Origin of the sequence: Pseudarthrobacter sp. CCNWLW207, from assembly GCF_037203945.1 — a bacterium.
Classification (GTDB): Bacteria; Actinomycetota; Actinomycetes; order Actinomycetales; family Micrococcaceae; genus Arthrobacter.
In genome coordinates, this window is sequence record NZ_JBBCBS010000007.1 from 110,841 (window position 1) to 134,230 (window position 23,390).

21 protein-coding genes, 1 tRNA gene and 1 other RNA gene are annotated in these 23,390 nt (G+C 66.1%); 9 read left to right on the forward strand and 14 right to left on the reverse strand.

What is annotated here, in order from left to right:
- Positions 1–99: 99 nt before the first annotated feature.
- The 3 genes from purL to purS are packed head-to-tail and all read right to left on the reverse strand — an operon-like array spanning position 100 to position 3,432.
- Complete coding sequence (purL, locus tag V9L17_RS13860; RefSeq protein WP_337351843.1) at positions 100–2,409, reverse strand: phosphoribosylformylglycinamidine synthase subunit PurL; 2,310 nt, start codon at positions 2,407–2,409, stop codon at positions 100–102.
- A complete protein-coding gene (gene purQ, locus V9L17_RS13865) occupies positions 2,406–3,179 on the reverse strand; it encodes a phosphoribosylformylglycinamidine synthase subunit PurQ (RefSeq protein WP_337351844.1) in 774 nt (257 codons plus the stop codon). The genes purL and purQ overlap by 4 nt, the downstream gene beginning before the upstream one ends.
- Before the next feature lies 1 nt (position 3,180).
- A complete protein-coding gene (gene purS / locus V9L17_RS13870) occupies positions 3,181–3,432 on the reverse strand; it encodes a phosphoribosylformylglycinamidine synthase subunit PurS (protein WP_056631212.1) in 252 nt (83 codons plus the stop codon).
- Between the two features lie 229 nt (positions 3,433–3,661).
- Between purS and V9L17_RS13875 the strand changes: the two genes are divergently transcribed.
- Both V9L17_RS13875 and V9L17_RS13880 read left to right on the forward strand, forming a co-directional pair.
- A complete protein-coding gene (locus V9L17_RS13875) occupies positions 3,662–3,847 on the forward strand; it encodes a hypothetical protein (protein ID WP_066287203.1) in 186 nt (61 codons plus the stop codon).
- A gap of 300 nt (positions 3,848–4,147) precedes the next feature.
- Positions 4,148–7,315 carry a S8 family serine peptidase gene (locus V9L17_RS13880; protein WP_443198043.1) on the forward strand — a complete coding sequence of 1,056 codons (3,168 nt, stop codon included), beginning with the start codon at positions 4,148–4,150 and terminating at the stop codon, positions 7,313–7,315.
- Between the two features lie 95 nt (positions 7,316–7,410).
- Here V9L17_RS13880 and V9L17_RS13885 read toward each other — a convergent pair whose 3' ends face one another.
- From V9L17_RS13885 to V9L17_RS13900, 4 genes are read right to left on the reverse strand one after another with little or no spacing between them, the layout of a single operon-like run.
- Positions 7,411–7,764 (reverse strand): serine protease inhibitor, encoded by a 354-nt coding sequence (locus V9L17_RS13885; protein ID WP_337351846.1) that lies wholly within the window; start codon positions 7,762–7,764, stop codon positions 7,411–7,413.
- Positions 7,761–8,714, reverse strand: coding sequence for a 3-methyladenine DNA glycosylase (locus tag V9L17_RS13890; protein ID WP_337346971.1), 954 nt, complete (start codon positions 8,712–8,714; stop codon positions 7,761–7,763). The genes V9L17_RS13885 and V9L17_RS13890 overlap by 4 nt, the downstream gene beginning before the upstream one ends.
- Positions 8,671–9,255, reverse strand: a complete 585-nt coding sequence (locus tag V9L17_RS13895; RefSeq protein ID WP_337351847.1) for a serine protease inhibitor — start codon at positions 9,253–9,255, stop codon at positions 8,671–8,673. Before V9L17_RS13895 ends, V9L17_RS13890 begins: the two co-directional genes overlap by 44 nt.
- A gap of 44 nt (positions 9,256–9,299) precedes the next feature.
- A complete protein-coding gene (locus V9L17_RS13900; protein WP_337351848.1) occupies positions 9,300–9,788 on the reverse strand; it encodes a MarR family winged helix-turn-helix transcriptional regulator in 489 nt (162 codons plus the stop codon).
- 110 nt (positions 9,789–9,898) lie between these two features.
- Here V9L17_RS13900 and V9L17_RS13905 point away from each other — a divergent pair, with 110 nt between their 5' ends.
- Positions 9,899–10,093, forward strand: a complete 195-nt coding sequence (locus tag V9L17_RS13905; RefSeq protein ID WP_376044731.1) for a hypothetical protein — start codon at positions 9,899–9,901, stop codon at positions 10,091–10,093.
- A gap of 116 nt (positions 10,094–10,209) precedes the next feature.
- Complete coding sequence (locus tag V9L17_RS13910; protein WP_337346967.1) at positions 10,210–10,419, forward strand: hypothetical protein; 210 nt, start codon at positions 10,210–10,212, stop codon at positions 10,417–10,419.
- 91 nt (positions 10,420–10,510) lie between these two features.
- On the opposite strand, the gene V9L17_RS13915 is transcribed toward V9L17_RS13910, so the two are convergent.
- Entirely contained in the window at positions 10,511–11,869 is a 1,359-nt protein-coding gene (locus V9L17_RS13915; protein WP_337346966.1) for an aspartate kinase, read from the reverse strand.
- Positions 11,870–12,083: 214 nt separating this feature from the next.
- Between V9L17_RS13915 and V9L17_RS13920 the strand changes: the two genes are divergently transcribed.
- The 3 genes from V9L17_RS13920 to V9L17_RS13930 all read left to right on the forward strand — a co-directional run bounded on the left by V9L17_RS13920 (position 12,084) and on the right by V9L17_RS13930 (position 15,397).
- Positions 12,084–13,055, forward strand: coding sequence for an ABC transporter ATP-binding protein (locus V9L17_RS13920; RefSeq protein WP_337346965.1), 972 nt, complete (start codon positions 12,084–12,086; stop codon positions 13,053–13,055).
- On the forward strand, positions 13,052–14,182 hold the full coding sequence (locus tag V9L17_RS13925) for an ABC transporter permease (RefSeq protein ID WP_337351849.1): 1,131 nt from the start codon (positions 13,052–13,054) through the stop codon (positions 14,180–14,182). The genes V9L17_RS13920 and V9L17_RS13925 overlap by 4 nt, the downstream gene beginning before the upstream one ends.
- A 93-nt stretch (positions 14,183–14,275) precedes the next feature.
- Positions 14,276–15,397, forward strand: a complete 1,122-nt coding sequence (locus V9L17_RS13930; RefSeq protein ID WP_337351850.1) for a hypothetical protein — start codon at positions 14,276–14,278, stop codon at positions 15,395–15,397.
- Here the strand turns inward: V9L17_RS13930 and V9L17_RS13935 are convergent.
- From V9L17_RS13935 to V9L17_RS13955, 5 genes are all read right to left on the reverse strand, one after another.
- Positions 15,386–15,985, reverse strand: coding sequence for a GNAT family N-acetyltransferase (locus V9L17_RS13935; protein WP_337351851.1), 600 nt, complete (start codon positions 15,983–15,985; stop codon positions 15,386–15,388). The genes V9L17_RS13930 and V9L17_RS13935 overlap by 12 nt on opposite strands.
- A gap of 16 nt (positions 15,986–16,001) precedes the next feature.
- The gene (gene recR, locus V9L17_RS13940; protein ID WP_337351852.1) at positions 16,002–16,601 is read right to left on the reverse strand and encodes a recombination mediator RecR; all 600 of its coding nucleotides are present in this window, start codon (positions 16,599–16,601) and stop codon (positions 16,002–16,004) included.
- A gap of 75 nt (positions 16,602–16,676) precedes the next feature.
- Positions 16,677–19,901 carry a DNA polymerase III subunit gamma and tau gene (locus V9L17_RS13945; protein WP_337351853.1) on the reverse strand — a complete coding sequence of 1,075 codons (3,225 nt, stop codon included), beginning with the start codon at positions 19,899–19,901 and terminating at the stop codon, positions 16,677–16,679.
- 63 nt (positions 19,902–19,964) lie between these two features.
- An RNA gene (ffs, locus tag V9L17_RS13950) (signal recognition particle sRNA small type) lies at positions 19,965–20,061 on the reverse strand.
- A 40-nt stretch (positions 20,062–20,101) separates the two neighbouring features.
- On the reverse strand, positions 20,102–20,431 hold the full coding sequence (locus V9L17_RS13955) for a hypothetical protein (RefSeq protein WP_337351854.1): 330 nt from the start codon (positions 20,429–20,431) through the stop codon (positions 20,102–20,104).
- A 282-nt stretch (positions 20,432–20,713) separates the two neighbouring features.
- Between V9L17_RS13955 and V9L17_RS13960 the strand changes: the two genes are divergently transcribed.
- A tRNA-Ser gene (locus V9L17_RS13960) sits at positions 20,714–20,801 on the forward strand.
- 101 nt (positions 20,802–20,902) lie between these two features.
- Here the strand turns inward: V9L17_RS13960 and V9L17_RS13965 are convergent.
- Positions 20,903–21,820: an oxygenase MpaB family protein gene (locus V9L17_RS13965; protein WP_337351855.1), complete on the reverse strand. Its 918-nt coding sequence runs from the start codon at positions 21,818–21,820 to the stop codon at positions 20,903–20,905.
- A 237-nt stretch (positions 21,821–22,057) separates the two neighbouring features.
- On the opposite strand from V9L17_RS13965, the gene V9L17_RS13970 reads away from it, so the two are divergent.
- Positions 22,058–23,344 carry a M23 family metallopeptidase gene (locus V9L17_RS13970; protein WP_337351856.1) on the forward strand — a complete coding sequence of 429 codons (1,287 nt, stop codon included), beginning with the start codon at positions 22,058–22,060 and terminating at the stop codon, positions 23,342–23,344.
- Positions 23,345–23,390: the final 46 nt, after the last annotated feature.

Below are 23,390 nucleotides of genomic sequence, written 5' to 3' on the forward strand. Positions count from 1 at the left end.
ACCGGCGAGGGGCCCCGCAGCCGCCGTTTTGAGGGTTCAAAAGGGCGGCTACGGAGCAATCGATGGAGGGGCCCCACACCGTGAGGGAGGCGGTGGGGACTAGCCGAAGTACTTCGGCAGGGTGGCCTCGTGCGCTTCGCGGAGCGCGTCAAGCGACATGGTGTCCACGCCGTTGATCTCCAGTGCGTTGCTGTCCGCGTCCACTACGCCGATCCGCACGTGGGCGAAACCGCGGGCGGTGCACATGTCGGTGAACCGGACTTCCTCGGAGCGGGGCACGCCAACCACCGCGCGGCCCTGGGTTTCAGAGAACAGCGCCGTGAAGAGGTCCACGCCGTCGCGGTCCAGGACGTCCTGCAGGGCGATCCGGGCGCCTACGCCGTAGCGCAGTGAGGACTCAACGAGGGCTGCCGCGAGGCCGCCTTCGGAGAGGTCGTGCGCGGAGTCCACCATGCCGTCGCGGGATGCGTTGATCAGGATCTCACCCAGCGCACGCTCGGCGGCGAGGTCAACCTTGGGCGGCAGCCCGCCGAGGTGGCCACGCAGGTTGGCCCACTCGGAGCCGTCCAGCTCCGCTGCAGTCGTACCCAGCAGGTAGATGGCCTGGCCGTCCTCGCGCCAGCCCGACGGCGTGCGGCGGGCGACGTCGTCGAGCTTGCCCAGCACTGCCACCACAGGGGAGGGGTGGATCGGGGTGGTCCCGGTCTGGTTGTACAGCGAGACGTTGCCGCCAGTGACGGGGATGCCCAGCACCATGCAGGCGTCGGACAGGCCGCGGATGGACTCCGCGAGCTGCCACATGACATCCGGGTCCTCGGGGGAGCCGAAGTTCAGGCAGTCGCTGACGGCCATGGGGACAGCGCCGGAGGTGGCCACGTTGCGGTAGGCCTCGGCCAGGGCAAGCTGTGCACCGTGGTACGGGTCCAGGAACGTGTAACGGCCGTTGGCGTCGGTGGCCAGGGCGACGCCAAGGCCGGTTTCTTCGTCCACGCGGACCACGCCTGCATCATCCGGGAACGCCATGGCGGTGTTGCCGCCGACGTAGCGGTCGTACTGGTTGGTGATCCAGTCCTTGCTGCACATGTTCGGCGATGCCACGAGCTCGGTGACTGCGGCTGCCAGTTCTGTTGGAGTGGTGGGGCGGCCAGCATCCTGGACCGACCCGGTGAAGGTGTCGGCCTGGAGGGAGTCCTGCCACTCGGGGCGGGCGAACGGGCGGTCGTACACCGGACCGTCGTGGGCCACGGTGCGCGGGTCGACGTCGACGATGACCTCGCCGTCCCAGGTGATGATCAGGCGGCCGGTGTCAGTCACCTCGCCCAGCCAGGAGTACTCCACGGCCCACTTGTCCATGACCGCTTCGAAGGCGGCGATGTTCTCGGGGGTGACTACGGCCATCATGCGTTCCTGCGACTCGGACATCAGGATCTCGCCCGGAGTCAGCGTGGGGTCGCGCAGCAGGACGGAGGTCAGTTCAACTTCCATGCCGCCGTCGCCGTTGGAGGCGAGTTCCGACGTGGCGCAGGAAATGCCTGCGGCGCCGAGATCCTGGATACCCTCAACGAGGGAACCCTTGAACAGCTCCAGGCAGCACTCGATCAGCACCTTCTCGGCGAACGGGTCACCCACCTGGACAGCGGGGCGCTTGGAGGGCTTGGTGTCGTCGAAAGACTCGGAGGCCAGCACGGAGGCGCCGCCGATGCCGTCGCCGCCGGTGCGTGCACCGAACAGAACCACTTTGTTGCCCTTGCCGGAGGCGTTGGCGAGGCGGATGTCCTCATGGCGCATGACGCCGACTGCCAGCGCGTTCACCAGTGGGTTCCCCTGGTACACGGAGTCGAACACCATTTCGCCGCCGATGTTCGGCAGGCCCAGGGAGTTGCCGTAGCCGCCGATACCGGCGACCGCGCCATGCATGACCCGCGCGGTGTCCGGGTGGTCGATGGCGCCGAACCGCAGCGGGTCCATGACAGCCACCGGGCGGGCGCCCATGGAGATGATGTCGCGGACGATGCCGCCAATGCCGGTTGCGGCACCCTGGTAGGGCTCCACGAACGACGGCGAGTTGTGGGACTCGATCTTGAACGTCACGGCCCAGCCGTCGCCGAGGTTGGTGACGCCGGCGTTTTCGCCGATGCCCACCAGCATGTCCTTCTTCATTTCCTCGGTCACCTTGTCGCCGAACTGGCGCAGGTGGTTCTTGGAAGATTTGTAGGAGCAGTGCTCGCTCCACATGACGGAGTACATGGCCAGTTCGGCGCCGGTCGGACGGCGGCCGAGGACCTTCACGACTTCGTCGAACTCGTTCTGCTTCAGGCCCAGCTCCGCCCAGGGAAGCTCGGTGTCCGGCGTCTTGGCGGCGTTCTCGACGGTGTCGATGTTGAACTTCTTGGTGGTTTCCGTGGTCACTTGGCGCCTCCCACAATCTTGTTCAGGACGGAGGTGAAGAAACCGAGGCCGTCGGTGTCCGAGCCGCCGATGCCATCCAGGGACTCGGGGCCGAAACCGACCTCGACGGCGTGCTCGGGGTGCGGCATGAGGCCCACCACGTTGCCGGCGGCGTTGGAGATGCCGGCGATGTCGCGGCGCGAGCCGTTCGGGTTGAAGCCCACGTAGCGGAACACCACGCGGCCTTCGGCTTCGAGGGCGTCCAGGACTTTCTCGTCCGCGATGTACTGGCCGTCCTGGTTCTTCAGGGGCACGGTGATTTCCTGACCGGCCTCGTAGTCCAGGGTCCAGGCGGTGTTGCTGTTTTCAACCCGCAGGACCTGGTCCCGGCACATGAACTTCAGGTGGTCGTTCTTGATCATGGAGCCGGGCAGCAGGTGCGACTCGGTCAGGATCTGGAAGCCGTTGCAGATGCCCAGTACGGGCAGTTTGGCATCGGAGTTGGCGGCGTCGATGATCTTGGACATCAGCGGCGCGAAGCGGGCAATGGCACCGGCCCGCAGGTAGTCTCCGTAGGAGAATCCGCCGGGAATCACGACGGCGTCAACGTCGGCCAGGGCGGTGTCGGCGTGCCACAGCGGCACTGCGGTGCCGCCTGCCAGCCGGACTGCACGGGCGGCGTCGCGGTCATCGAGGGTGCCGGGGAAGGTGACGACGCCGATCCGGGCACCCGCGAGCCGGGGCTCAGCGGCGACGGCGACTGCCTCGCCGATCAGGGGAAGTTCAGTCATCTCAGGCCTCGACGACCTCGACGTTGACGACGTCTTCGATCACGGGGTTGGACAGCAGGGTCTCGGCTGCTTCGCGGGCCTGGGCCAGGATTGCGTCGGTCACCTCGCCGTCGACGGTCAGTTCAAAGCGCTTGCCCTGGCGGACAGAGCTAAAGCTGGTGAAGCCCAGCCGGGGAAGTGCACCCACGATGGCCTTCCCCTGCGGGTCCAGAATCTCGGGCTTGGGCATGACGTCAACAACGATCCGGGGCATCCGGCAACTCCTGTGCGTGAGCATTGGGTAAGGGCGCAGCGGAGTGGTGCCGTCTCACGCCGTTCCGCTGTGTTGAGGGGACCGTGCTTTTGGGCATGGCCTTTGAACGGTGTGGACGGGCGCTCCGCGAGCTTGCTAGCCCATTCTACCGGGCATAGGGCCGCACTCTGTATTCGGCGGAACGACGGCGGCTCTGGCACTGCGCGCGGACCGTCACTAGGATTGCGGAATGGCTGAGAAATCGAAATCCGTGCTGTTGCCCGTGGTTGCCGTTGCCGTTTTCGCCGGGCTGGGCCGCATGGTCCTGCAGAAGATCAAAGCGGACAGGGCCGCCAGGGAATCCCGGGTGGCGGGCCCCGTCGACGAAAAGACCCGGCAGTGGATCAGCGAGGTCGTCCGGACACCGCGCCAGTAGGCGGTTCCTTGTGTGACACCAGTTTTGCCAGTGGGCGGCTCCTCAGGGGGCCGCCTTTCTTGTGCCCGCCCGAGGACACCGGCCATTGCCATGACAACAAAATTGACAAGTCTAAAAAAGGCATCTGTGGCTTATGTCATATTCGTCTCTCAGTCTGTACTGTTTGAATCGGCTGGTCTCCCCGGGTTACAAGATCTGTAATTACGGTTGTCGTCTTCCAGCTGCCTCGGGCCGGACGCGTGCCGGGCCGTGCCTCGTGAAAGGTGTAGTCGAAACGTGAAATTAACTGGAAAGAGCCCCATGCGGGGCGGGGGGTTCCGGAAAGCGACGGCGTTGGCTGTGGGTTTGCCGCTTCTCCTCTCTTCGATGGCGTTGAGCCCCGCTACCGCGGCGCCCGCCGAACCAAACACCGTAGTTACCCCGAAGACCATCAACCCCAACGACTACCCTGCGGGCCGCTACATCGTGGTGCTCGCCGGGAAACCGGCGGCCACTTACGACGGCGGGACTCTTGGGCTTGCGGCCACGAAACCGCAGAACGGCCGCAAGCTGGACGCTGAACGTCCCGAAGTCCAGCGCTACCAGGCCCACCTCGAAAACCAGCAAGAGTCCGTAGCCGGCGCGGAAAACATCCAGATCAAGCACAAGTACACGGCGGCCATCAATGGGTTCTCGGCCGATCTCACTGCAGAGCAGGCCGTGAAGCTCGCCAAGGACCCCGCCGTGCTGATGGTTGCTCCGGACACAGAGAACGCCCCGGACTACTCCACCACGGACTTCCTCAAACTCAGCGGAGCGAGCGGCCTCTGGAACACCACCTTCGGCGGCCAGGGGAATGCCGGCAAGGGCGTTGTGGTGGGTGTCATCGACTCCGGATATACGCCATCCAACCCGTTCTTTGCCGGCGACGACGTCCAGCCGCTCAACGGCGAGCCCCAGGTAGGCGTCCCCTACCGCACTGCGGACGGCAAAATCGCCATGCTCAAGTCCGACGGCGACACGTTCGTTGGCGAATGCCAGAAGGGCCAGGGATCGGGGGCAACTTTTGACGGCAGGGACTGCAACTCCAAGGTACTCAGCGCCCGCTACTTTGCCGACGACTTCCTGAAGTACGTCGCGCCCCAGAACCGCGCGCCCGAAGAGCTGATTTCTCCAGTGGACGTCGGGAGCCACGGCACCCATACGGCAAGCACGGCGGCAGGCAACGCAAACGTCCACGCCAACCTGGGTGCCACCGACATGGGGATCACCAGCGGCGTGGCACCGGCGGCAAAGGTTTCCGTCTACAAAGTCTGCTGGGAGGATGACAACCCGGACACCGGCGGCTGCTACAGCTCGGCCTCCGTGGCTGCAATCAACCAGGCCATCCTCGACGGCGTGGACGTCCTGAACTACTCCATTTCCGGCAGCACCTCCACCACCACGGATCCCGTTGCGCTGGCCTTCCTCTCCGCAGCCTCGGCCGGAATCTTCGTGGCGGCATCCGCCGGGAACTCCGGACCCACCGCAAGCACCGTGAACCACGGCGCACCCTGGCTGACCACGGTGGCTGCAAGTTCCTTCTCCACGGAGCTGCAGGGAACGGTCGAATTCGAGGACGGAAGCAAGTTCCGCGGTGCCAGCCTGATGGCAGCCCCTGTTCCCGCGAGCAATGTGGTCCTGGCCGCAAATGCTGCGGCCGCCGGGGCATCCAGCCCTGAACTGTGTGCCCCAAACGTACTGGACCCCTCCAAAGTGGCCGGCAAGATCGTGGTCTGCGACCGCGGAGTTGTTGACCGCGTTGCCAAAAGCGCCGAGGTGAAGCGTGCCGGCGGCATCGGGATGATCCTCGTGAACCTGTCCACGTCCTCGGAGGACCTGGACCGCCACTCGGTCCCCACAGTGCATGTGAACCCGCCTGCCACACAGCAGATCAAGGACAAGATCACAGCCAATCCAAGCATCAAGGTTGCCCTCGTGAACAAGGACACCACCGGCCTGCCGGTGGCTCCGCAGCCACAGATTGCAGGGTTCTCCTCGCGCGGCCCGCTGCTTGCCACCGGCTCGGACCTGCTCAAACCTGATGTGGCAGCGCCCGGTGTTGCCGTGCTGGCCGGTGTGTCACCGATCGGCTCGGGCGGCGACCAGTTTGGCATGATGTCCGGAACTTCCATGGCCGCGCCGCACGTCGCCGGCTTTGGCGCGCTGATCCTTGCCAGGAACCCCAACTGGTCTCCGGCCACCGTCAAGTCGGCCATGATGACCACGGCAGGCGAGGTCAAGAACGCCGACGGTAGCCGCAACGGCGACGTTTTTGCCACCGGCGCCGGCCAGGTGGACGTGGCCCGGGTCCTCGATCCCGGCCTGGTCTACGACAACGCCGAGGAGGACTACCTGAAGTTCATCCAGGGAACGGGACTTGACTTGGGCATTCCTGACCTCGGCAGCACTGCGCCCAGGGACATGAACGTCGCCTCGTTCGCGCTGGGAGCCCTCACTGGCAAGACGGAGGTCACCCGGACGGTTACGGCTTTGACGCCGGGTGTCTACCGGGCCAGGGCCGACGTTCCGGGTATTAAGGTGACCGTTACGCCGTCGATCCTTAGTTTCAGCGCCGCCGGCGAGAAGCGCACGTTCAAGGTGAAGTTTGAGAACACCACTGCGGCCCTGGGGCAGTTCGCCATGGGCAGCCTCGTCTGGCAGGGTGCGGGCAAGAATGTGGCATCCCCCATCGCTGTACGCCCCCAGGCCGTGGTGGCCCCGGCAAACCTCGCGTTCACCTCAGAGGGCGGTACGGGGCAGGGCGGAATCCCCGTTGTTTCCGGCACCAACGCACCCGTGAAGATCACGCTGGACGGCCTATCCAAGGCTGACTCGTCCGCCATCGAACTGGTTCCCGGACCGCTGGCATTGGAAACCGACGAGTCGAACTTCGCCAAGGAGGTCACCGTCCCGGCCGGGTCGCCATTGGCCAAGTTCTCTGTTTACTCAGCGGATGAATCGGCCGACTTCGACATGGTGGTCTTCAACCCGGCGGGACAGGTACTCCTGGCCCAGACGGCCTCCGCCAGCGAGTCCATTTCCGTACCCAATCCGGCGGCCGGCGTGTACACGGTCTTCGTGAACCTCTATGCAAGCCCGAACGGGCAGCCCACCAAGGCTTCGGTGGATGTCGCTGTGCTGGGGGCCAACGTCGGAAACGCAACCGTGACGCCCAACCCGCTGCGGCTGGGCAACGGCCAATCCGGGATGGTGAACCTCCAGTGGAAGGACCTCGCTGAAGGCTCCTACATTGGCCGCGTTACCTTCGCTGGCTCCAGCACGCCCACCTTCGTTTCGGTGGCGGTCACCCCGGGTGGCGCCGTGGTGGTTCCGGACGACGAATCATCCGACGAGCCCGCCGGCGCGGACAAGAAGGACAAGGTCAAGAAGGAAAAGAAGAAGCAGGAGGTCCCGGAGTTCTCCGGCAACCGCAACATGGATCTCTGATCCCCCTGTACCTGATCCACCTGTAAACAACACCAGGGCGCCGCCGGTTCCGATGGAGCCGGCGGCTCTCTGCTGCGGGAGCGATGCAGGCTGGGTTATGTCTCGCCGCGGGAACCCGGGGTCCCGCCGAGGAGCGGTGCCATGACACGCCAGCGGGAAATTTCGCAGCCGTCGGTGCGCCGGAAGGTGACGTTGACCGGCCGGCCGTTGATGGAGCCGGTCACCACGGCAACCTGCGGCCCGCCGTATTGCTGTGTACATAGTTTGGGGGGACCCGGCCGGGGAAAGAAGATGTCCTCGCCGAAGGATTCAACGGCAGCCAGGGCGCCCGCCGGATCAGGCAGGGTACTGCCGCCTGCAACCCTGCCGTCCTGGGCAATCAGCCGGAACTCGTGCTCGGGGGCATCGGTGTCATCCCGGAGCCTGATGGTGAGGTCAAGCCGGCTCATGCCGGGCTCGCCAGGCTGAGCGGAGCAAGTTCCCGCGCAAGGCGTTCACGCAGCTCAGCGGCCTCTGCCGCAAAGGCCCGCTGGTGTTCAACGTAGGCGGCCTTCCCATCCGGGGTTTCGATCGGGATCGCAGGGTAGCCCCACTCCGCGAGGTCGTAGGGTGAGGCCTGCATGTCCATGGCCCTGATCCGCCAGGACAGCTCGAAGCAGTCCATCACCAGTTCACTGGGCAGTGCGGGCAGCAGTTTGTAGGCCCACTTGTAGAGATCCATGTTGGCGTGCAGGCAGCCAGGTTGTTCCATGTCCCGCTGGTTCTCCCGGCTGGGTGCAAGCTCGTTGCGCGGGATGGCGTCCGGTGTGTAGAAACGGAACGCATCAAAATGCGAACAACGGATCCGGTTCTCCTCCACCACCTTGTCCGTCCCCTCCGGTCCGAGCCTCAGCTGAAGGTACTCATGGCGCAGGTCGAATTTGTCCTGGCGGTAGACCATGGCCCACTCGTGCAGCCCGAAACAGCCGAACTGGGCGGGACGGGCTGCTGTTCCTCGAAGAATAATCTCCGCGAAGGCGACGGCTTCACGGCGGTCGGCCAGGAAGGTGCTGCGGTCAAAGGTGACCGCAACAGTTCCCGCCGGCAGTCCGACGGCGGCGAGCTCGCCGTCGTCGAGCGTTCTGTAGTGCTTCCAGCCGCTGCGGTGGGCGGCCGCCTCACCGGCCAGCACGACGCCGGCTCCCGGATGCCAGCGCAGCAGCTGGCCTGGCTTCTGGGTGTAGTAGGTGAACAGGAAGTCCTCAACCGGGTGCTTCCGGCCAGCCGACCGGCGGGCAAGGTAGGGGTCGGAATAACGGCGGACGCGCTGGACGTGCGCGGCTTCGCGGGCCTCGCAGTCCCCGGCCGCCAGGAGGCTAAGCTGCTCCACCGCTGGAGCCCAGGACGGGCTGTGCTGCATTCCAGGCGCTGATTTCGCAGCCGTTGGTCCGGGCAAACGTGGCATCTACGGGGGTATCATCCACAATTCCGGTGACGGTTGCCGTTTGCGGTCCGCCGTACTGTTCAGTGCATGCCTGTGCTGTGTTCTTGGTACTTGGACTCAGGATCGACGGGTTCTCCTTGAGCGCACTGCAGGCCGCCTCGGGGCCGGGGTGCTTGCTCTCGGCCGACGGCACGCCGCCCTGGCACACAAGTGTGTAATTGAGGGCCGCTTCGGTATCCGAAGGCTTGACCATGATGGCCAGCTCCGCGTTTCCTGCCCCGGGCCCGGCCGGGGGCCCGGTCGGCGCCGGCGGTGCAGGCGCGGGAACGGACGTCTCGGTATCCGGGGCGGTTGTGTCCGACGGCGTGGCCGTGCCAGTTGACGTGGGGGACGGGGCTGACGACGTTGCGGACGGGGCTGACGACGTGGGCTGGCCCCCGCCTGCTCCCGCAGAACAGGCCGTCATCAGGCCTGCTGACACTGCCACGGCCACCATTTGGATCAGCAATTTACGCACGCGCCCGGCCTCCTCGGATTGCTCCCATTCTACTGCCGTGCCTTCTACTGCCAGGTCGCTGGCTTACCGCCGGTCGTCCCGGCGGTGGCTGCGATCAACCCCATCATGGCCGCATGCAGCTTGGCGACCTGGTCCCGCGTCAGTCCCAGGCGCTCCATCATGGTGCCGGGGACCGCCAAAGCCTGCTGACGAAGCGCTGCACCGGCCGGAGTCAGTTCCACGGCAAGGGCCCGTTCGTTTCCGTCTACGCGTCGACGGGTGAGCAGTCCCGCGACTTCGAGGCGCCGCAGTAGCGGGGATATGGTCGCGGGTTCTTGGGCGAGGGCCTCGCTGATGTTGCGCACGGTCCGGGGGCTCTCCTCCCAGAGGCACAGCATGACCAGGTATTGGGGGTGGGTCAGCCCCAGTTTCTCCAATACCGGTTTATAGGCGCCCACTACGCTTCTGGACGCCACTGTCAGGGCGAAACAGAGCTGGTGTTCCAGAAGCAGGTCGTCCTGCTCGGGTGAGCCCGTGGCCAAGGGGGTGGTCATCACTGCCTCCAATAGTTAGTGCACTAATTATTAGCGTACACTGGAATGACGAATACGGTTCTGTCGAAGGAGTCACGTCAGTGGTCAAGGACAATGCATCACAGCGGTTCATGCGGGCAACCGGCAAGCTTCGGGCCATCTTCGGGCCGGCCAACCGCAGCTCCCTGGTGCACGACATGACGGAGGAGAACCGGAAACTGCTGGCCCAGCGTGAAGCGGAGAGCCAGCAGTGGGAGACGCTGCACCGCCCCGACGGCAGCACCTACGTGGTTCCCAAGAACCCGGAGGATAAGTCTTTGCGCTGAGCGCAGGCTCCCGCCGTTCCGGGGCCTTTTTGGCCTGTCGGGCGTAAAATAAGGGCACTGGCCCCCTTGCGGGACCAGGGGACTTTCGCCCGGGACGTGGGAAGGGGGTGGAAAATATGGCGCATGCACTCACCCGCTTTATGAACGTGACCGACCGGTTACGGTTTGTCTTTGGACCTGCGACCCGCCTGGATCCGGACGCGCCGGTAGTTCACAAGCATGATGAGTTCGAGCAGGCCTCCGACGAGGATCTTTCCCACTTCGAAGTGGAAACCGATTCCGAAGGCCACCACTATGCGGTCCGGCGTGAAGACCTGAATAAGTGACCAGCTCGGGCCTGTAACCTCAAAAGCCGCCCCGCACATGCTGCGCGGGGCGGCTCCTTTTTGAGCGCTTGGGGCCTCTGAGGGCGCGCGCCTAGCGGCCCGTTCCGCCGTACACGGTGGCTTCGCTCTCACTGTCGAGGTCGAACGCCTTGTGGATGGCGCGCACGGCATCGTCGAGCAGGTCAGCGTGCGTGACTACCGAGATACGGATCTCGGAGGTTGAGATCATATTGATGTTGATTCCGGCAGCGGACAGCGCCTTGAAGAAGGTTGCGGAAACACCCGGGTGTGAACGCATGCCCGCCCCGATCAGCGACAGCTTGCCGATCTGTTCGTTGTATTCGATGTTTTCGAAGCCGATTTCGGCCTGCGCCGCCTTCAGCGCGGCCAGCGCATCCGCGCCTTCAACGATGGGCAGCGTGAAGGAGATGTCGGTCCGTCCGGTGCCGTGCGTCGAGACGTTCTGGACGATCATGTCGATGTTGGAGTGGGCGTCGGCGATGACCTGGAAGATCGCGGCGGCCTTGCCGGGGATGTCCGGAACACCCACCACGGTGACTTTGGCTTCGGAACGGTCGTGCGCAACGCCGGAGATGATTGGCTGCTCCAAGGCAACTCCCTCTTGAGTGGTGATCTTGTCTTCGGCGCTGGGGATGACCCAGGTGCCTTCGTGCTGGCTGAATGAGGACCTGACGTGCAGGGGCACGCCGAACCTGCGGGCGTACTCGACGCAGCGCAGGTGCAGGATCTTGGCACCCGAGGCGGCAAGCTCCAACATTTCCTCGCTGGAAATGGTGTCGATCTTCTGGGCGGCGGGCACCACACGGGGGTCTGCGGTGTAGATCCCGTCGACATCGGTGTAGATCTCGCAGACATCGGCTTCCAGTGCTGCGGCCAAGGCCACCGCAGTGGTGTCCGAGCCGCCGCGGCCCAGGGTGGTGATCTCGTTGGTGGTCCTGCTCATGCCCTGGAACCCGGCCACAATGGCGATGTGTCCCTTGTCCAGCGACGTACGGATGCGGTGCGGGTCGACGTCGATGATCCGGGCCTTGCCATGGATGCCGTCGGTGATCATGCCAGCCTGGGATCCGGTGAAGGACTGGGCCGAAGCACCAAACTTGTTGATCGCCATCGCCAGCAGGGCCATGGAGATACGCTCGCCGGCGGACAGCAGCATGTCCATTTCGCGGGCGGGGGCGGAATCGGTGACCTGGCCGGCGAGGTCCAGCAGCTCGTCGGTGGTGTCGCCCATGGCGGACACAACGACCACCACTTCGTTGCCGGCCTGCTGGGCATCAACCACGCGCCGGGCTACCCGCTTGATGCCCTCGGCGTCCGCAACGGAGGAGCCGCCGAACTTCTGGACAATCAGCTGCTTGGTGACGGCACCGCCGTCGGACCGCTCCTGCGGCTGGGCTGCGGTGTGCACTTCGGTAGTGGGCGTACTCATGCGCGTACCTTCACTGAATCAATCGGAGTTCTGGCGGCCAGGCGCCCTTTCGGCGCAACGGCGTGACTTGTTCAGCCCAGTTTATCGCCGCCGCCGCCCGGCGTTGAATTGTGACCGAATCTCCGCCTTGGGGTGGACACCGGAAGCAATACTGCGGGCGTACGCTCAGATAGTCAGTATGCATGCAGAGACTTGGGGGACAGGTGCGCAGGAAATGGCAATAGAAGAAGATTCGACCGGAGGCCCGGCGCTGCCGGAAGAGTTGCCCGCGGGCGGCATAACAGCCACCGCCGTCAGCCGGAAGTTCGGGCAGGTGCACGCCGTTGAGCACATGGACTTCCATGCTCCGGCGGGTAAGGTGACCGCGCTGATCGGTCCCAACGGGGCCGGCAAAACGACGCTGCTGCTGATGCTGGCATCACTGCTGGCGCCGGACTCCGGCACCGTCAGCGTGGGCGGCCTCGACCCGCAGCGGGACCGGGCCGCGGTCCGCAGCAGGATCGGCTGGATGCCTGACACGCTTGGCGTGTGGGAGTCCCTGACTGCGCGCGAGATCCTGACCCAGATGGCCCGTTTCTACCGGCTTCCCGCCGCAGGAATTGGCGGGCGCGTCGTGGAGATGCTGGACCGTGTGCGGCTGGCCGACCTCGCCGACCAGCCGGCCCGCGTGCTCTCACGCGGCCAGCAGCAGCGGCTCAGCCTGGCACGCGCCCTGATCCACGACCCGTCGGTTCTTCTCCTCGACGAGCCGGCGTCCGGCCTCGATCCGGGGTCCCGCGTTGAACTGCGGATCATGCTGCGCCAGCTGGCGCAGGAAGGGAAGGCCGTGGTGGTCTCCTCCCACGTCCTGAGCGAACTGGACGAAATTGCCGACGGCGCCGTCTTTGTTAATAAGGGCCGCACCGTCAGGCAGCAAACCACGGAAGAGGCCCATGCCGCCGGGCGCCGGTACGCGATCTCAGCCACTGACGGCGGGGCGCTGGCAGCGAAACTCACAGAATTGGGGCTTGCCTTCCGGGTAGGGGATGGCCGCCGCCCGGCGGTGAGCCTGCTGCTCCTGAACGACGACGACGCCGCGCGGCTCCTGCGCGAGCTCGTGCTCGCCGGCGTCCCGGTCAGCTCTTTCGCGCCCGCTTCGGGTGCCCTGGAAGAGACCTACATGAATCTCGAGGGGGAGCGGCGATGAGCCAGGTGACCGACACACAACAGCAAACCGCCGTAACCGGCCGTGCAGCTGGCTACGCCGCCGGCATCAAGGACGTAGTAGTCCTGGAACTGAAACAGCGCCTCCGCTCCCGCGGTTGGTACATCATGCTGGCCATCTGGTTTCTCCTGACCGGCCTGGTGACGTGGCTGACGTGGGCCAGCTGGAACGCCACCCAGGCTGCGCAACGCTCGTATTCGGACTACGTGCCGGAGCAAACCGGCCCGGGGTCCATGATCTTTGAAGTCGTGCTGGCATTTGTGCTGCTCTTCGCGCTTTTGGTGGCTCCGGCGCTGTCCGCGAATGCCGTCAACGGTGACCGCGCGGGAGGCACGCTGGCCATCCTGCAGGTGACGCTGCTGCGGCCCGGACAGATACTTTGGGGCAAGTTCTTCGCGGCGTGGTTCGCGGCGCTTGCCTTCCTCGTTGCCAGCACGCCGTTCCTGGTGATCGGGGTGGCGCTCGGCGGCATGACGCCCGGGCACGTCGTCGTGGCGTTGCTGATGCTGGCTGTTGAGGTGGGAGTCGTCTGCGCCGTCGGCGTGGGGATCTCGGCGCTGGCAGGGCGGCCGTTGTTTTCCATCGTGGTGACGTACCTGGCGGTGGCGGGACTGGTGATCGGCACGCTGATCGCCTTCGGGCTGGGAATGGGCCTCACGCAGGGAACCATCATGGCCAACCAGCCGGAGTACCGCCAGTACCAGCCGCTCAGCAACGGGCCCGTGGAGCCGGAATACACCTGTGCCGGGCCGCTGCGCGAGCAGCCGGCCCCGCGTACCGAGCGTGTGGCCTGGTTCCTGGCAATGAACCCGTACGTGGTGGTGGCTGACGCCATTCCTTATCCCGTGCGGACGGGAGAGCAAGGCTTTACCTCCGTCGGAGCCATCGAGAACGTCAGCCAAGGAGCGCGGTACGCCATGGCGGGCCCGGAGGGGACCTACCCCTGCGCCAATGGCGAGGTGAAGTCACGCTATCTTGCCCAGCAAACGCCTCTGTGGCCGCTTGGGCTCGGCTTGCAACTGGTGCTGGCCGGCCTGCTGCTGTGGCTGGGCTGGCGTTCGCTGCGGACACCGGCCCACAGGCTGGCGCGGGGAACCCGCATAGCCTGACTTCTCCTCTGGACAGGGCCTGCCCGGCGGATCAGGATGGGATCAGCCGGCGAACCCGCCGGCGTCCGCCGGGGCTGGGGCTGTCCATCGGATGTGGGGCTTCGAACTGTGGCTGAGGACGAACGGCAGCATGCGGACCGAACCAGCGAGGAGCCTGTCTATGAGGCCATTGGTCCCGGCTGGAATTCCGGAACTCTAGGGAGCGAGGACGACGCCGACTGGGCGCCTCAGCCCGCCGGCCTCGCACGGGTGGCACTCAGCCTGGCAGTAGGGGACTTGCTGGCATCCTTCCGGGCCGTGCGGTTCTGGCTGGTGGCTGTGGCCGTGCCGCTTGCCACTTCTCTTTTCGCCCTGGCGCTCCTTGGCGTGGCCGCCGCCCCTGCCGAAATGCAGCCGGAAGAGGCCCGGTGGTTTAGCCATTTGCTCGCTGCTGCCCTGATGCCCGCGTCCTCGGCCCTCCTTGCGGTGCATTGGGGACTCCTGGGACGCCAGCGGCTGTCCGGGCTAAGGCAGCCAGGGGACCTGGATCCAGGGCCGCTGGCCCCTTTTCTTTCCGTCGCCGCGCGGGGGCTCGTTGTAGCAGCGATCGCACTGATCGTGCTGGTGCTGCATGCCGGCATTACAGGAGTCTCAGCTGCCGGCACGGCTGGCGCGTCCGCCGGCGTGGTCGCCTTGGAGTTCGCAGTCTTTGGAGCTATCGGTGCCGGCGTTTCGGCGTTGCTCCGCCGCCGACTGTTGGCGGCGCTAGTCGGCTGGACTGTGGCTGGAGCCCTTGTGGCGGGGAACGCTGTGGCTGTTTGGGCCTTGATGCCCGCCGTCCGCGCCGACGAACCCGTCACGGTTGCCATAAATGTGGTTTGGGGGTCCGACGGTACGCGGGACGCATATGAGTGCTCGACCGAACTCCTGGGCCTCGCCGAGGTTTTTCACACGGAACGGATCGTGTGGCTGGTGGCGGCCAACCCCGTGGTGATGTTTGCGATGCTGGCTTCTGGCGGCGAGACCGGAGAGGAAGGTCTGGGCTGGATGCCCGGTGCCCTCCAGGAAGCTGCGGACGGTACGACAGTCCCCTGTGTCAACGCCGAGCCGCGTACCAAGGACACCGCCCGGATGCCTTTGGAAGTGATCGGGCTGGGCACCCAGGGTGTCGTGGCCGGGGCCTTCCTGGCTGGCGGCCAGTTGGCTGCCCGGCGCAGGGGCGGTTCAGGCGATTGATTGCTGTGGATTGTCCAGGCGAAAATTCAGCAGCGGGTAGCCCTTGCCGGCCGTTTTCCGGTCTGCCGGGGCTGCCGTGTCCTGCTGGAAGCCCAGGCTCTGGAGGAGCTTGATGGATGGAGTGTTTGGTTCATAGGCCCCCGCGACGATGGTGTTCATCCTCCGCTCCGAGAAGAGCCAGCCGACCAATGCCCCGGCAGCCTCGCGGCCGTACCCCTGACGGTGATAGTCGGGATGCAGGACGTAACCCAAAGCCGAGTGCCGGGCGGGAAGTTTTCCCTGGGAAAGCATCCCGGCGGAGGTCAGTTCGATGCTGTTCCAGGTCCGGGCGTCACCAATAACGTCGCCGGACTCCCGCAGCGTGACGGCCCAGCCGTAGTTGAACCACTCGGCGGTGGATGCCTTGCGCAGCGCGAGCAGCTCCGCCAGCCTCTCGCCGTTTGCCGCCACGGTGAGGGGACCGTGGGACAGGTAGCGGGTGACGGACGGGTCGCTGCGGAAGCGGTGAATGGCAGCGGCATCCGATTCCTCAACCAAGCGCAGAATGAGCCGCTCGGTGACCAGCGGCACGATGTCTTCCGGGATCATGGCATCTGTCCAGTCATTAGCTGAGCGCGTTGCGTCGGCCCTCGAAGGCGCGGCCCAGGGTGACCTCGTCCGCGTACTCCAGGTCGCCGCCCACGGGCAGCCCGGATGCGAGGCGGGTGACCACAATGCCGATGGACTTCAGCATCCGGGCCAGGTAGGTGGCCGTTGCCTCACCTTCCAGGTTGGGGTCGGTGGCGATGATGACCTCCTGGATGGCGCCGTCGTTCAACCTGGTCAGCAGTTCCCGGATCCGGAGCTGTTCCGGGCCAACACCGGCAATCGGATTGATGGCTCCGCCCAGCACATGGTAGCGGCCGCGGAATGACCGGGTGCGCTCCACGGCCAGGACGTCCTTGGACTCCTCGACCACGCAAATCACCGAAGGATCGCGCCGGACGTCCCGGCAGATGTTGCAGAGCTCCTGCTCGGTCACGTTGCCGCAGACGGTGCAGAATTTCACGCGTTCCTTCACCGTGGTGATGGCGTCCACCAGGCGTTTCATGTCTTGAGGATCGGCTTCGAGGATGTGGAACGCCAGCCGCTGCGCGGACTTGGGCCCCACTCCGGGAAGGCGTCCAAGCTCATCAATCAGCTCCTGGACCGCACCTTCGTACACGTTTTCCTCTTTAGCTTGGCTTGGATGATGGGCGAATCAGTGGTGCACGCTACGTGGCGAGCCGTTGTGGGGCCGTCAGTAACGGGGAGGCAGCGGGCTGCCATCCAGGGAGCGCTCCTCGATGAGCTTCCCGCCCAGAATACGCTCGATGGCGGCGCGCCCGAAGACACCCGATTCCTCGATGGTTTCGTCATCCGCACTGGGGATATCCTGCACGTCCGGAACAGCGGCCGCGACGGCCCGCGACGGCGCCTTGGCCCGCCCGGCCTCCGCTTCGGGACTGTTGGACAGCCGCTGGTAGAGGCTCTGCCGGGCGGCGGCCGCAGCCGGGGTGGTTGCAGGAGAGGGTTGCGGAGGCGCGGCCTGCGGGGCCGAAGCGGCCATGGCGTATTCGCGCACCGGTTCCGCGGCAGGTTCAGCGGCGGGGATTCCGGGGGTGGAAGGCCCAAAACCACCTGGCCCGGGAGAGGAAGGGGCGGCTACGGATGCGGCCACTGGAAGTCCCCAGTCGTCCACTGCTTCGGGCGCTTGCGGGGCCGCTGCAGGCTCTGGGGCCACAGGCGGGGCAGCTGGAGCCGTCTGGGGAATCTGTGCCGCGGCGGGTTCGTAGTCAGGTGGAGGGCTGGTGGTGACAGCCGTGGTGTCCGCTCCGGCAGGAGCCTGGCTCTTGCCGAGGTTGGTTTCAGTGCCAACAACCCAGACACCCGGCGCCTGTTCCACGGCGCGGGTCCACGGATCAGGCGCGGCGGCTGCGGGAGCCGGACCTGAAGAGGCCTGGACGCCTGACGCCGTCGAACCGGCCTTTTTGGCGGTTTTGGGGGCGCGCTTGCCGCCGGGCAGGTCACTGCTGTCAGAAGCAGGGCCAGCTGGGGTACGCCGCGGTTCCATCGGCGCGGAGGGATCCCAGTCCATGGGAGGTTCCTCGTCCAAGGGCGGGGCATCTTCGTCGCGGGGCGGGCCCCAGTCGTCGTCGGAGTAGGCGTACGTGCCGGCGGCCTCGTCCTCCTGCACCGACGGCGGTGCGGGCACCGGGCCAGGCGCCTGCACCGATGCGTTCGCTGGCATGGCAGCCGCGGCGCGGATAGGTGCTCCCTGAGCTTCCGCCGGAGCAACAAACTGTTCGGCGGATGAAGGGACCGGTTCCGTTGGGACCTTGGCGGCAGGAACCGTTGCTGCGGTAACCGCCGGCGGCTGAACCGTGGCCGGAGGAGCAGGAACCGCAGACGGCTGGGCGGTGGGCGCAGCGGCCGCGCTGGACGTGGCATTGTCCGGTGCGGGCGCGGTGTTGTCCGGGGCGGCGGGAGCGCCTGCGGGGGCGAGCCCCCAGGCGACATCTGCGGACGTTGCCGGGGTTGCCCGGCTAGCGGGCGCTTTTGGGTTTGGCTCAGAGCTCGCTGGGCTGTTGGTGCCGCCCGCGACGGCGGTGATCTGGCAGTCAATGCCCACGGTTTTGTGGATCGCCTGGCGCAGGTTTTCCGAATGGTCGGCACGGCCGAATGCTCCCGCCAGGCCCAACGTGGTGAAGGCGAGGGTGAGTCCCTGGCCGTCGAAAGCTGCCACCTGGGCGTTGGGTTCCACCAGCGCCCAGGTGCTGCGCTTGATTTTCGACAACGTCTGGAGGATTTCGGGCCACGCACGGCGAAGGACTTCGACGTCGGCGCCGGGCCGTCCGGTGGCAGCGGGGGCTTCCGCTGGCCGGGCTTCCGCCACAGGGGCGGCGGCGGGGGATTGCTGCATGGGAGCCTGCTGCGCCCGCGGCTGCTGCGCTGGCATTTCCTGGACGGGCGGTTGCTGCGCCGGTATTTCCTGGACGGGCGGTTGCTGCGCCGGTATTTCCTGCACCGGTGTGCGGGGGGCTTCTGCTGCGGGGCCTGTAGAGGTCCGGCCGCTGGAGGGCTCATCCACGGGCCAGTCGCCAGTGCTGACCCGGGGTGCCGTCAGGGGCTGGCGGGCTTCGGCTGCTTGCGGCCGCTGCACCTGCTGAGGGGGCATTTCCTGGGAAGCAGCGGCGGCCGGCACGCCCTCCGCTGAGCGGGTGGGCGCCGGTGCAGCGGGAGCGGTGGCTGTAGAAGCAGCCCCGGCCACCGGTTGGGCGGATCCTGCGGGCGCGGGAGCACCGACGTCGTTCCCGGCGTAGCTGAGGCGCCGCTCCACGCGGTCGATCCGGGCGGCAATGCCGCGTTCGGTCTGTTCTGAGCTGGGCAGCAGAATGCGCGCGCACAGCAGTTCGAGGTGGAGCCGCGGGGACGTGGCACCTGTCATCTCGGTCAGTGCGGTGTTGGTGACATCCGCGGCGCGTGAGAGTTCAGCTGCTCCCAGGTTGTGCGCCTGGTTCTGCAGCCGTGCGATCTGGTCCGCCGGCATGCCTCGCAGGATGGTCTGGGCGCTTTCGGGCATGGCCTGGACAATGATGAGGTCGCGGAAGCGTTCGAGCAGGTCTTCGACGAAGCGGCGGGGATCGTGGCCGGTCTGGATCACGCGGTCCACGGCGCGGAAGACCGTTGCGGCGTCGGCGGCAGCCACTGCCTCGACGACGTCATCCAGCAGTGAGGCATGGGTGTAGCCCAGGAGGGCGACGGCGAGCTCGTAGTCAAGGCCGTTCTGCCCGGCTCCGGCCATCAGCTGGTCCAGGACGGAGAGCGAGTCCCGGACCGAGCCTGCGCCGGCCCGGATCACCAAGGACAGGACCCCCGGAGCCACCGGGACGTTTTCCTGCCGGCACAGCAGTTCCAGGTAGGCCATGAGCGGCTCCGGGGGAACCAGCCGGAAAGGATAGTGGTGGGTGCGGGACCGGATAGTGCCGATGACTTTGTCAGGCTCGGTGGTGGCGAAGATGAACTTGATGTGCTCCGGAGGCTCTTCCACGATCTTGAGCAGGGCGTTGAACCCCGCCGAGGTGACCATGTGGGCCTCGTCGATGATGAAGATTTTGTAGCGGTCCCGGACCGGGGCGTAGGTGGCCCGTTCGCGGAGGTCGCGGGCGTCATCGACGCCACCGTGGCTGGCGGCGTCGATCTCGATGACGTCAAGGGAGCCGGAGCCGCCGCGGGCCAGTTCAATACAGCTGGGGCAGACGCCGCACGGGGTGTCAGTGGGGCCCTGGGCACAGTTGAGGCAGCGGGCGAGGATGCGGGCGGACGTGGTTTTTCCGCAACCGCGGGGACCTGAGAAGAGGTAGGCGTGGTTGACCCGGTTCTTCCGCAGGGCCGTCATCAGCGGCTCCGTGACATGTTCCTGCCCGATAACGTCAGCGAAGGAATCCGGACGGTATCTGCGGTATAGGGCGGTTGTAACAGTCACAGAGAAAACCCTACCAATCCGGGCTGACAATCATGATCCTGGGCGGCCACCCAGCGGGGGAATAGTAAAGACCCCCCATGCACCCGCCAGAGCCCGTCTACCCTTGCTACCTTCCGGTCCTGGGGGAGTTCAACAGGATGACGCCACATGAGGGGCCGCAGATCAGTTTACCCGAACTTTTCGCGTGCCTCGAACCGGCCTTATTCGCTAGGCCACCCGTCCACCGGCCAGCTCATGAGGGCGGGCTCCTCATAGGGGTGGGCGGCGCGCAGGGCCAACACCACCGCGTCCAGCACGGCGGCCTCGACCACGCATTCGATCCTGTCCTCAGCGACCTCGGTGGGCCGGTCCAGGTCTCCAAGAAAGGGTGTGGCCCCTGCCCGCGGCGTGAAGCGCCCGGTCCCGGCCGTGACGAAAGAGCAGTGGGAGTAGTTTCCGATCCGGCCTGCCCCGGCGTCGCCGATCGCGGCCAGGACTGCGTGCGTATGGGTCCGGGGAACGTAGGCAACCAGGGTGTGGAGCTGTGTCATGGCTCCATCGTGCCAAAGGCGCCGAAGGTAATGGGAGGCATAATTCATTGCTTATCCGGCGGGCAGGCCCGAGTATGGGTATGTACACCGATTGGGGCAATCTCAAGATTGTGAGCTGCGGGGCCTGGCTGGAGGGCCGGACCCGGCAGCTCAACGGTGTTCCGGAGGAATGGGCGCATTGGGGGCGTCCATTTTGACGTTAACGGGCACCCACCTGAGGCCAATTGGGCGTTGCTGAAAAGTTCAGGTAGTCTAGTGTCTGCTTTTGATTCAGAAGCAGCTGGAGAATTCGCCTAGCGGCCTATGGCGCACGCCTGGAACGCGTGTTGGGTTAACGCCCTCGGGGGTTCAAATCCCCCATTCTCCGCCAGCCAAAAACCCGGTCCTGACCATGTCAGGGCCGGGTTTTTGCATTCCCGAGAACTGCAGTCACTTCGCCCCATGAGTGTCGGGACTACCAGCCTTGCCCCGTCAGCCGGGGGTGTGGCCCAGCCTTCGGAGCCGCTGCCGGGCCGCCTGCTCGCTTGGTCCCGGCCCGCGCCCCAGGGCCAGATGCACGACGCCGAGAGTCACCCCGGTTGCCAGCTTTACTGGCAGGGGGAACGGGCCCAGCCGCGCCTTCCGGAGCCCCAGCATCTGCCGGTACCTGGGGTCGAGGCTGTAGACGGCGCCGGCAAACACCACTTGATAGCCCGGGCGCAGGAGCGGGTGCAGGGGCGGGTGGCGAATGAATTCGACAGTCTCGGCGACCCTGCTGTCAGACAGCAACTCCCCGCTTTCATACCAACGGTCCAGCTGCCGGTGCATGTCGGCTTCCGTGAGCGGTGGATCCTCAACCCCCATCAGCCGCCCGGCCTGGGCCCACTCGCGGACGTAGGCATCAGGGCCGCCGGGGATTTCGCGTCCCCAGATCTTGTGGGCCGTGAGGAAGGCATCGACGAATGCCAGGTGGACCCAGCGGGCAGCCTCCGGATCATTCGCTGAGTAATGTCGCTCCGTACCGCGCCCGTCCATGTAGTTTCCGTGGACGGGCTCGTGCAGTTGGCGGACACGGGCGGTGGCTTCGTCTGCGGCGGCCCTTGAGCCGTAGGTGACGGTGAAAATCCACCGGATGGTGCGGGCCAGCCGGCGCAACGGATCTTCGCGGAAGTCGGAGTGCTCGAGGATTCCCGCCAACGCGGCCGGGTGCAGAGCCTGCATCAGGAGCGCGCGGATGCCGGCCACGATGGGTGTCATGGAGCCATGCACCGCCCAGACAGCCGAGCCGGGCAGGTGATAGCCGGCGTCGTTTCCCTCCGCCAACCGCGGAACCCAGGCGGGCAGTACGTCAGGGCTGCCGGTGAACACGCGTTTGAGTTCCCCCTGCCATTCCCTGAGGAGATTGCGCATATCACCATTCTTACTCACAGCCCGTCGGGCAGCGGATGCACGCGCATATCCACAAAAAATCCGCAGTCTGCCGTGCCGGGGTTCACAGGCTCCGGGCTTTGTGGTCCCATGATGGGGTAAGCCCGTTCGGAGATCTGGGGTCTGACGGGCCAACCCGGGAGTCAACGAGTGGGCAATCATTGGGGATCCGGCCGCGACAAGGAGTCTGCGGGCCCCTGCGCTGTGGCGGTTCGCGCAATGGCCGCGAGTGTTGTTGTTGCCGTGTCCTTTTTTGCCTTGGGATTTCCTGGCGCCCCTCTCCAAGCGGGGAAGCCGGCGTCACCGGCCGGCAGTGTCAGCCTTCCCGGGCTCGGAGGTGGTTTCCTCACGGACAGCAGGGCCCTGGTCCCGTTCAGCCGGACGATTATCACTACTGTCGCCAAGGATGGACGCGCCGAGCTGAACGTTGCCTCCGCCGGGCTCAAACGACCTCCGGAGGGGTCCCTGATGGCGCCCCTTGAAGTCCTCAGGCAGAGTTCGCCCTTTGGCTACCGGATCAGCCCCCTCTCTGGAGCGGCAGGGGACTTCCACCTCGGCCAGGACTATGCGGCAGGCTGTGGCACCAGGGTCTATGCGGCCGACGCCGGTGTTGTCCGCGCCGCCGGCTGGCATCCGTGGGGCGGCGGCAACCGGGTGGAGATCGACCACGGCAACGGGCTGATCACCACGTACAACCATTTGGAGGCGATCGCGGTCCGGGCAGGGGACTCCGTCCAGGTGGGCCAGGTCATTGCGCGGGTGGGTACTACCGGATGGTCCACGGGCTGCCACCTGCATTTCGAAACAATCCTTCGCGGCAAGCACACCAGCCCCCTGAACTGGACGCTGCTGCCCACCCGCCAGGTGGACGCGCTGGAGGACATCGCGATGGTCAGTTACGACGGCAAGGCATCGAGTGCTTCGGAGGGTCAGCGCTGGGCCATCCCGGTCGCCGCGGACCACTCCCACACCGTCCTCAACGGTGAACAGGAACTGGCTGAGGCGCCGGAACCGGAACCCGCGGCAGGGTCCACCCCGGGAACTGCAAACACAGCCACTGCGTCGCCAACATCGACGCCGGCACCGTCAGGGTCGCCCACGGCGACACCGACAAACACAACCACGGCTACGCCAACCACGACGGCGGCTCCCTCACCGTCCGTGCCAACCTCGCCGACGTCGTCCTCCCCGTCCGGCACCGGCAGCGCCTCGCCCACGCCAACGACGACGGGCACCTCGTCGCCCGCTCCCACGGGGACATCACCGACGCCGGTGCCCACAGGAACCACCCCTGCGGCGACCGTTCCTTCGTCCCCGACGCCCACCTCCTCGACCCCGAGTCCGTCCTGGCCAACGCTGAAAGCCACGGCAACCCCGGCCGAGCCAACGGCGATCGAATCCTCGGCTGAGGCACCCACCCCAACTGAGCCAACGGCGCCGAAGATAACGCCCACTGCATCTACGGCCACGGCTCCAACGCCCACGGTGACGAAGCCTGCGCCGTAGAGACCCAGAGAACTCCCAGATTCCACCCGTACCCTTGATGGTTGGC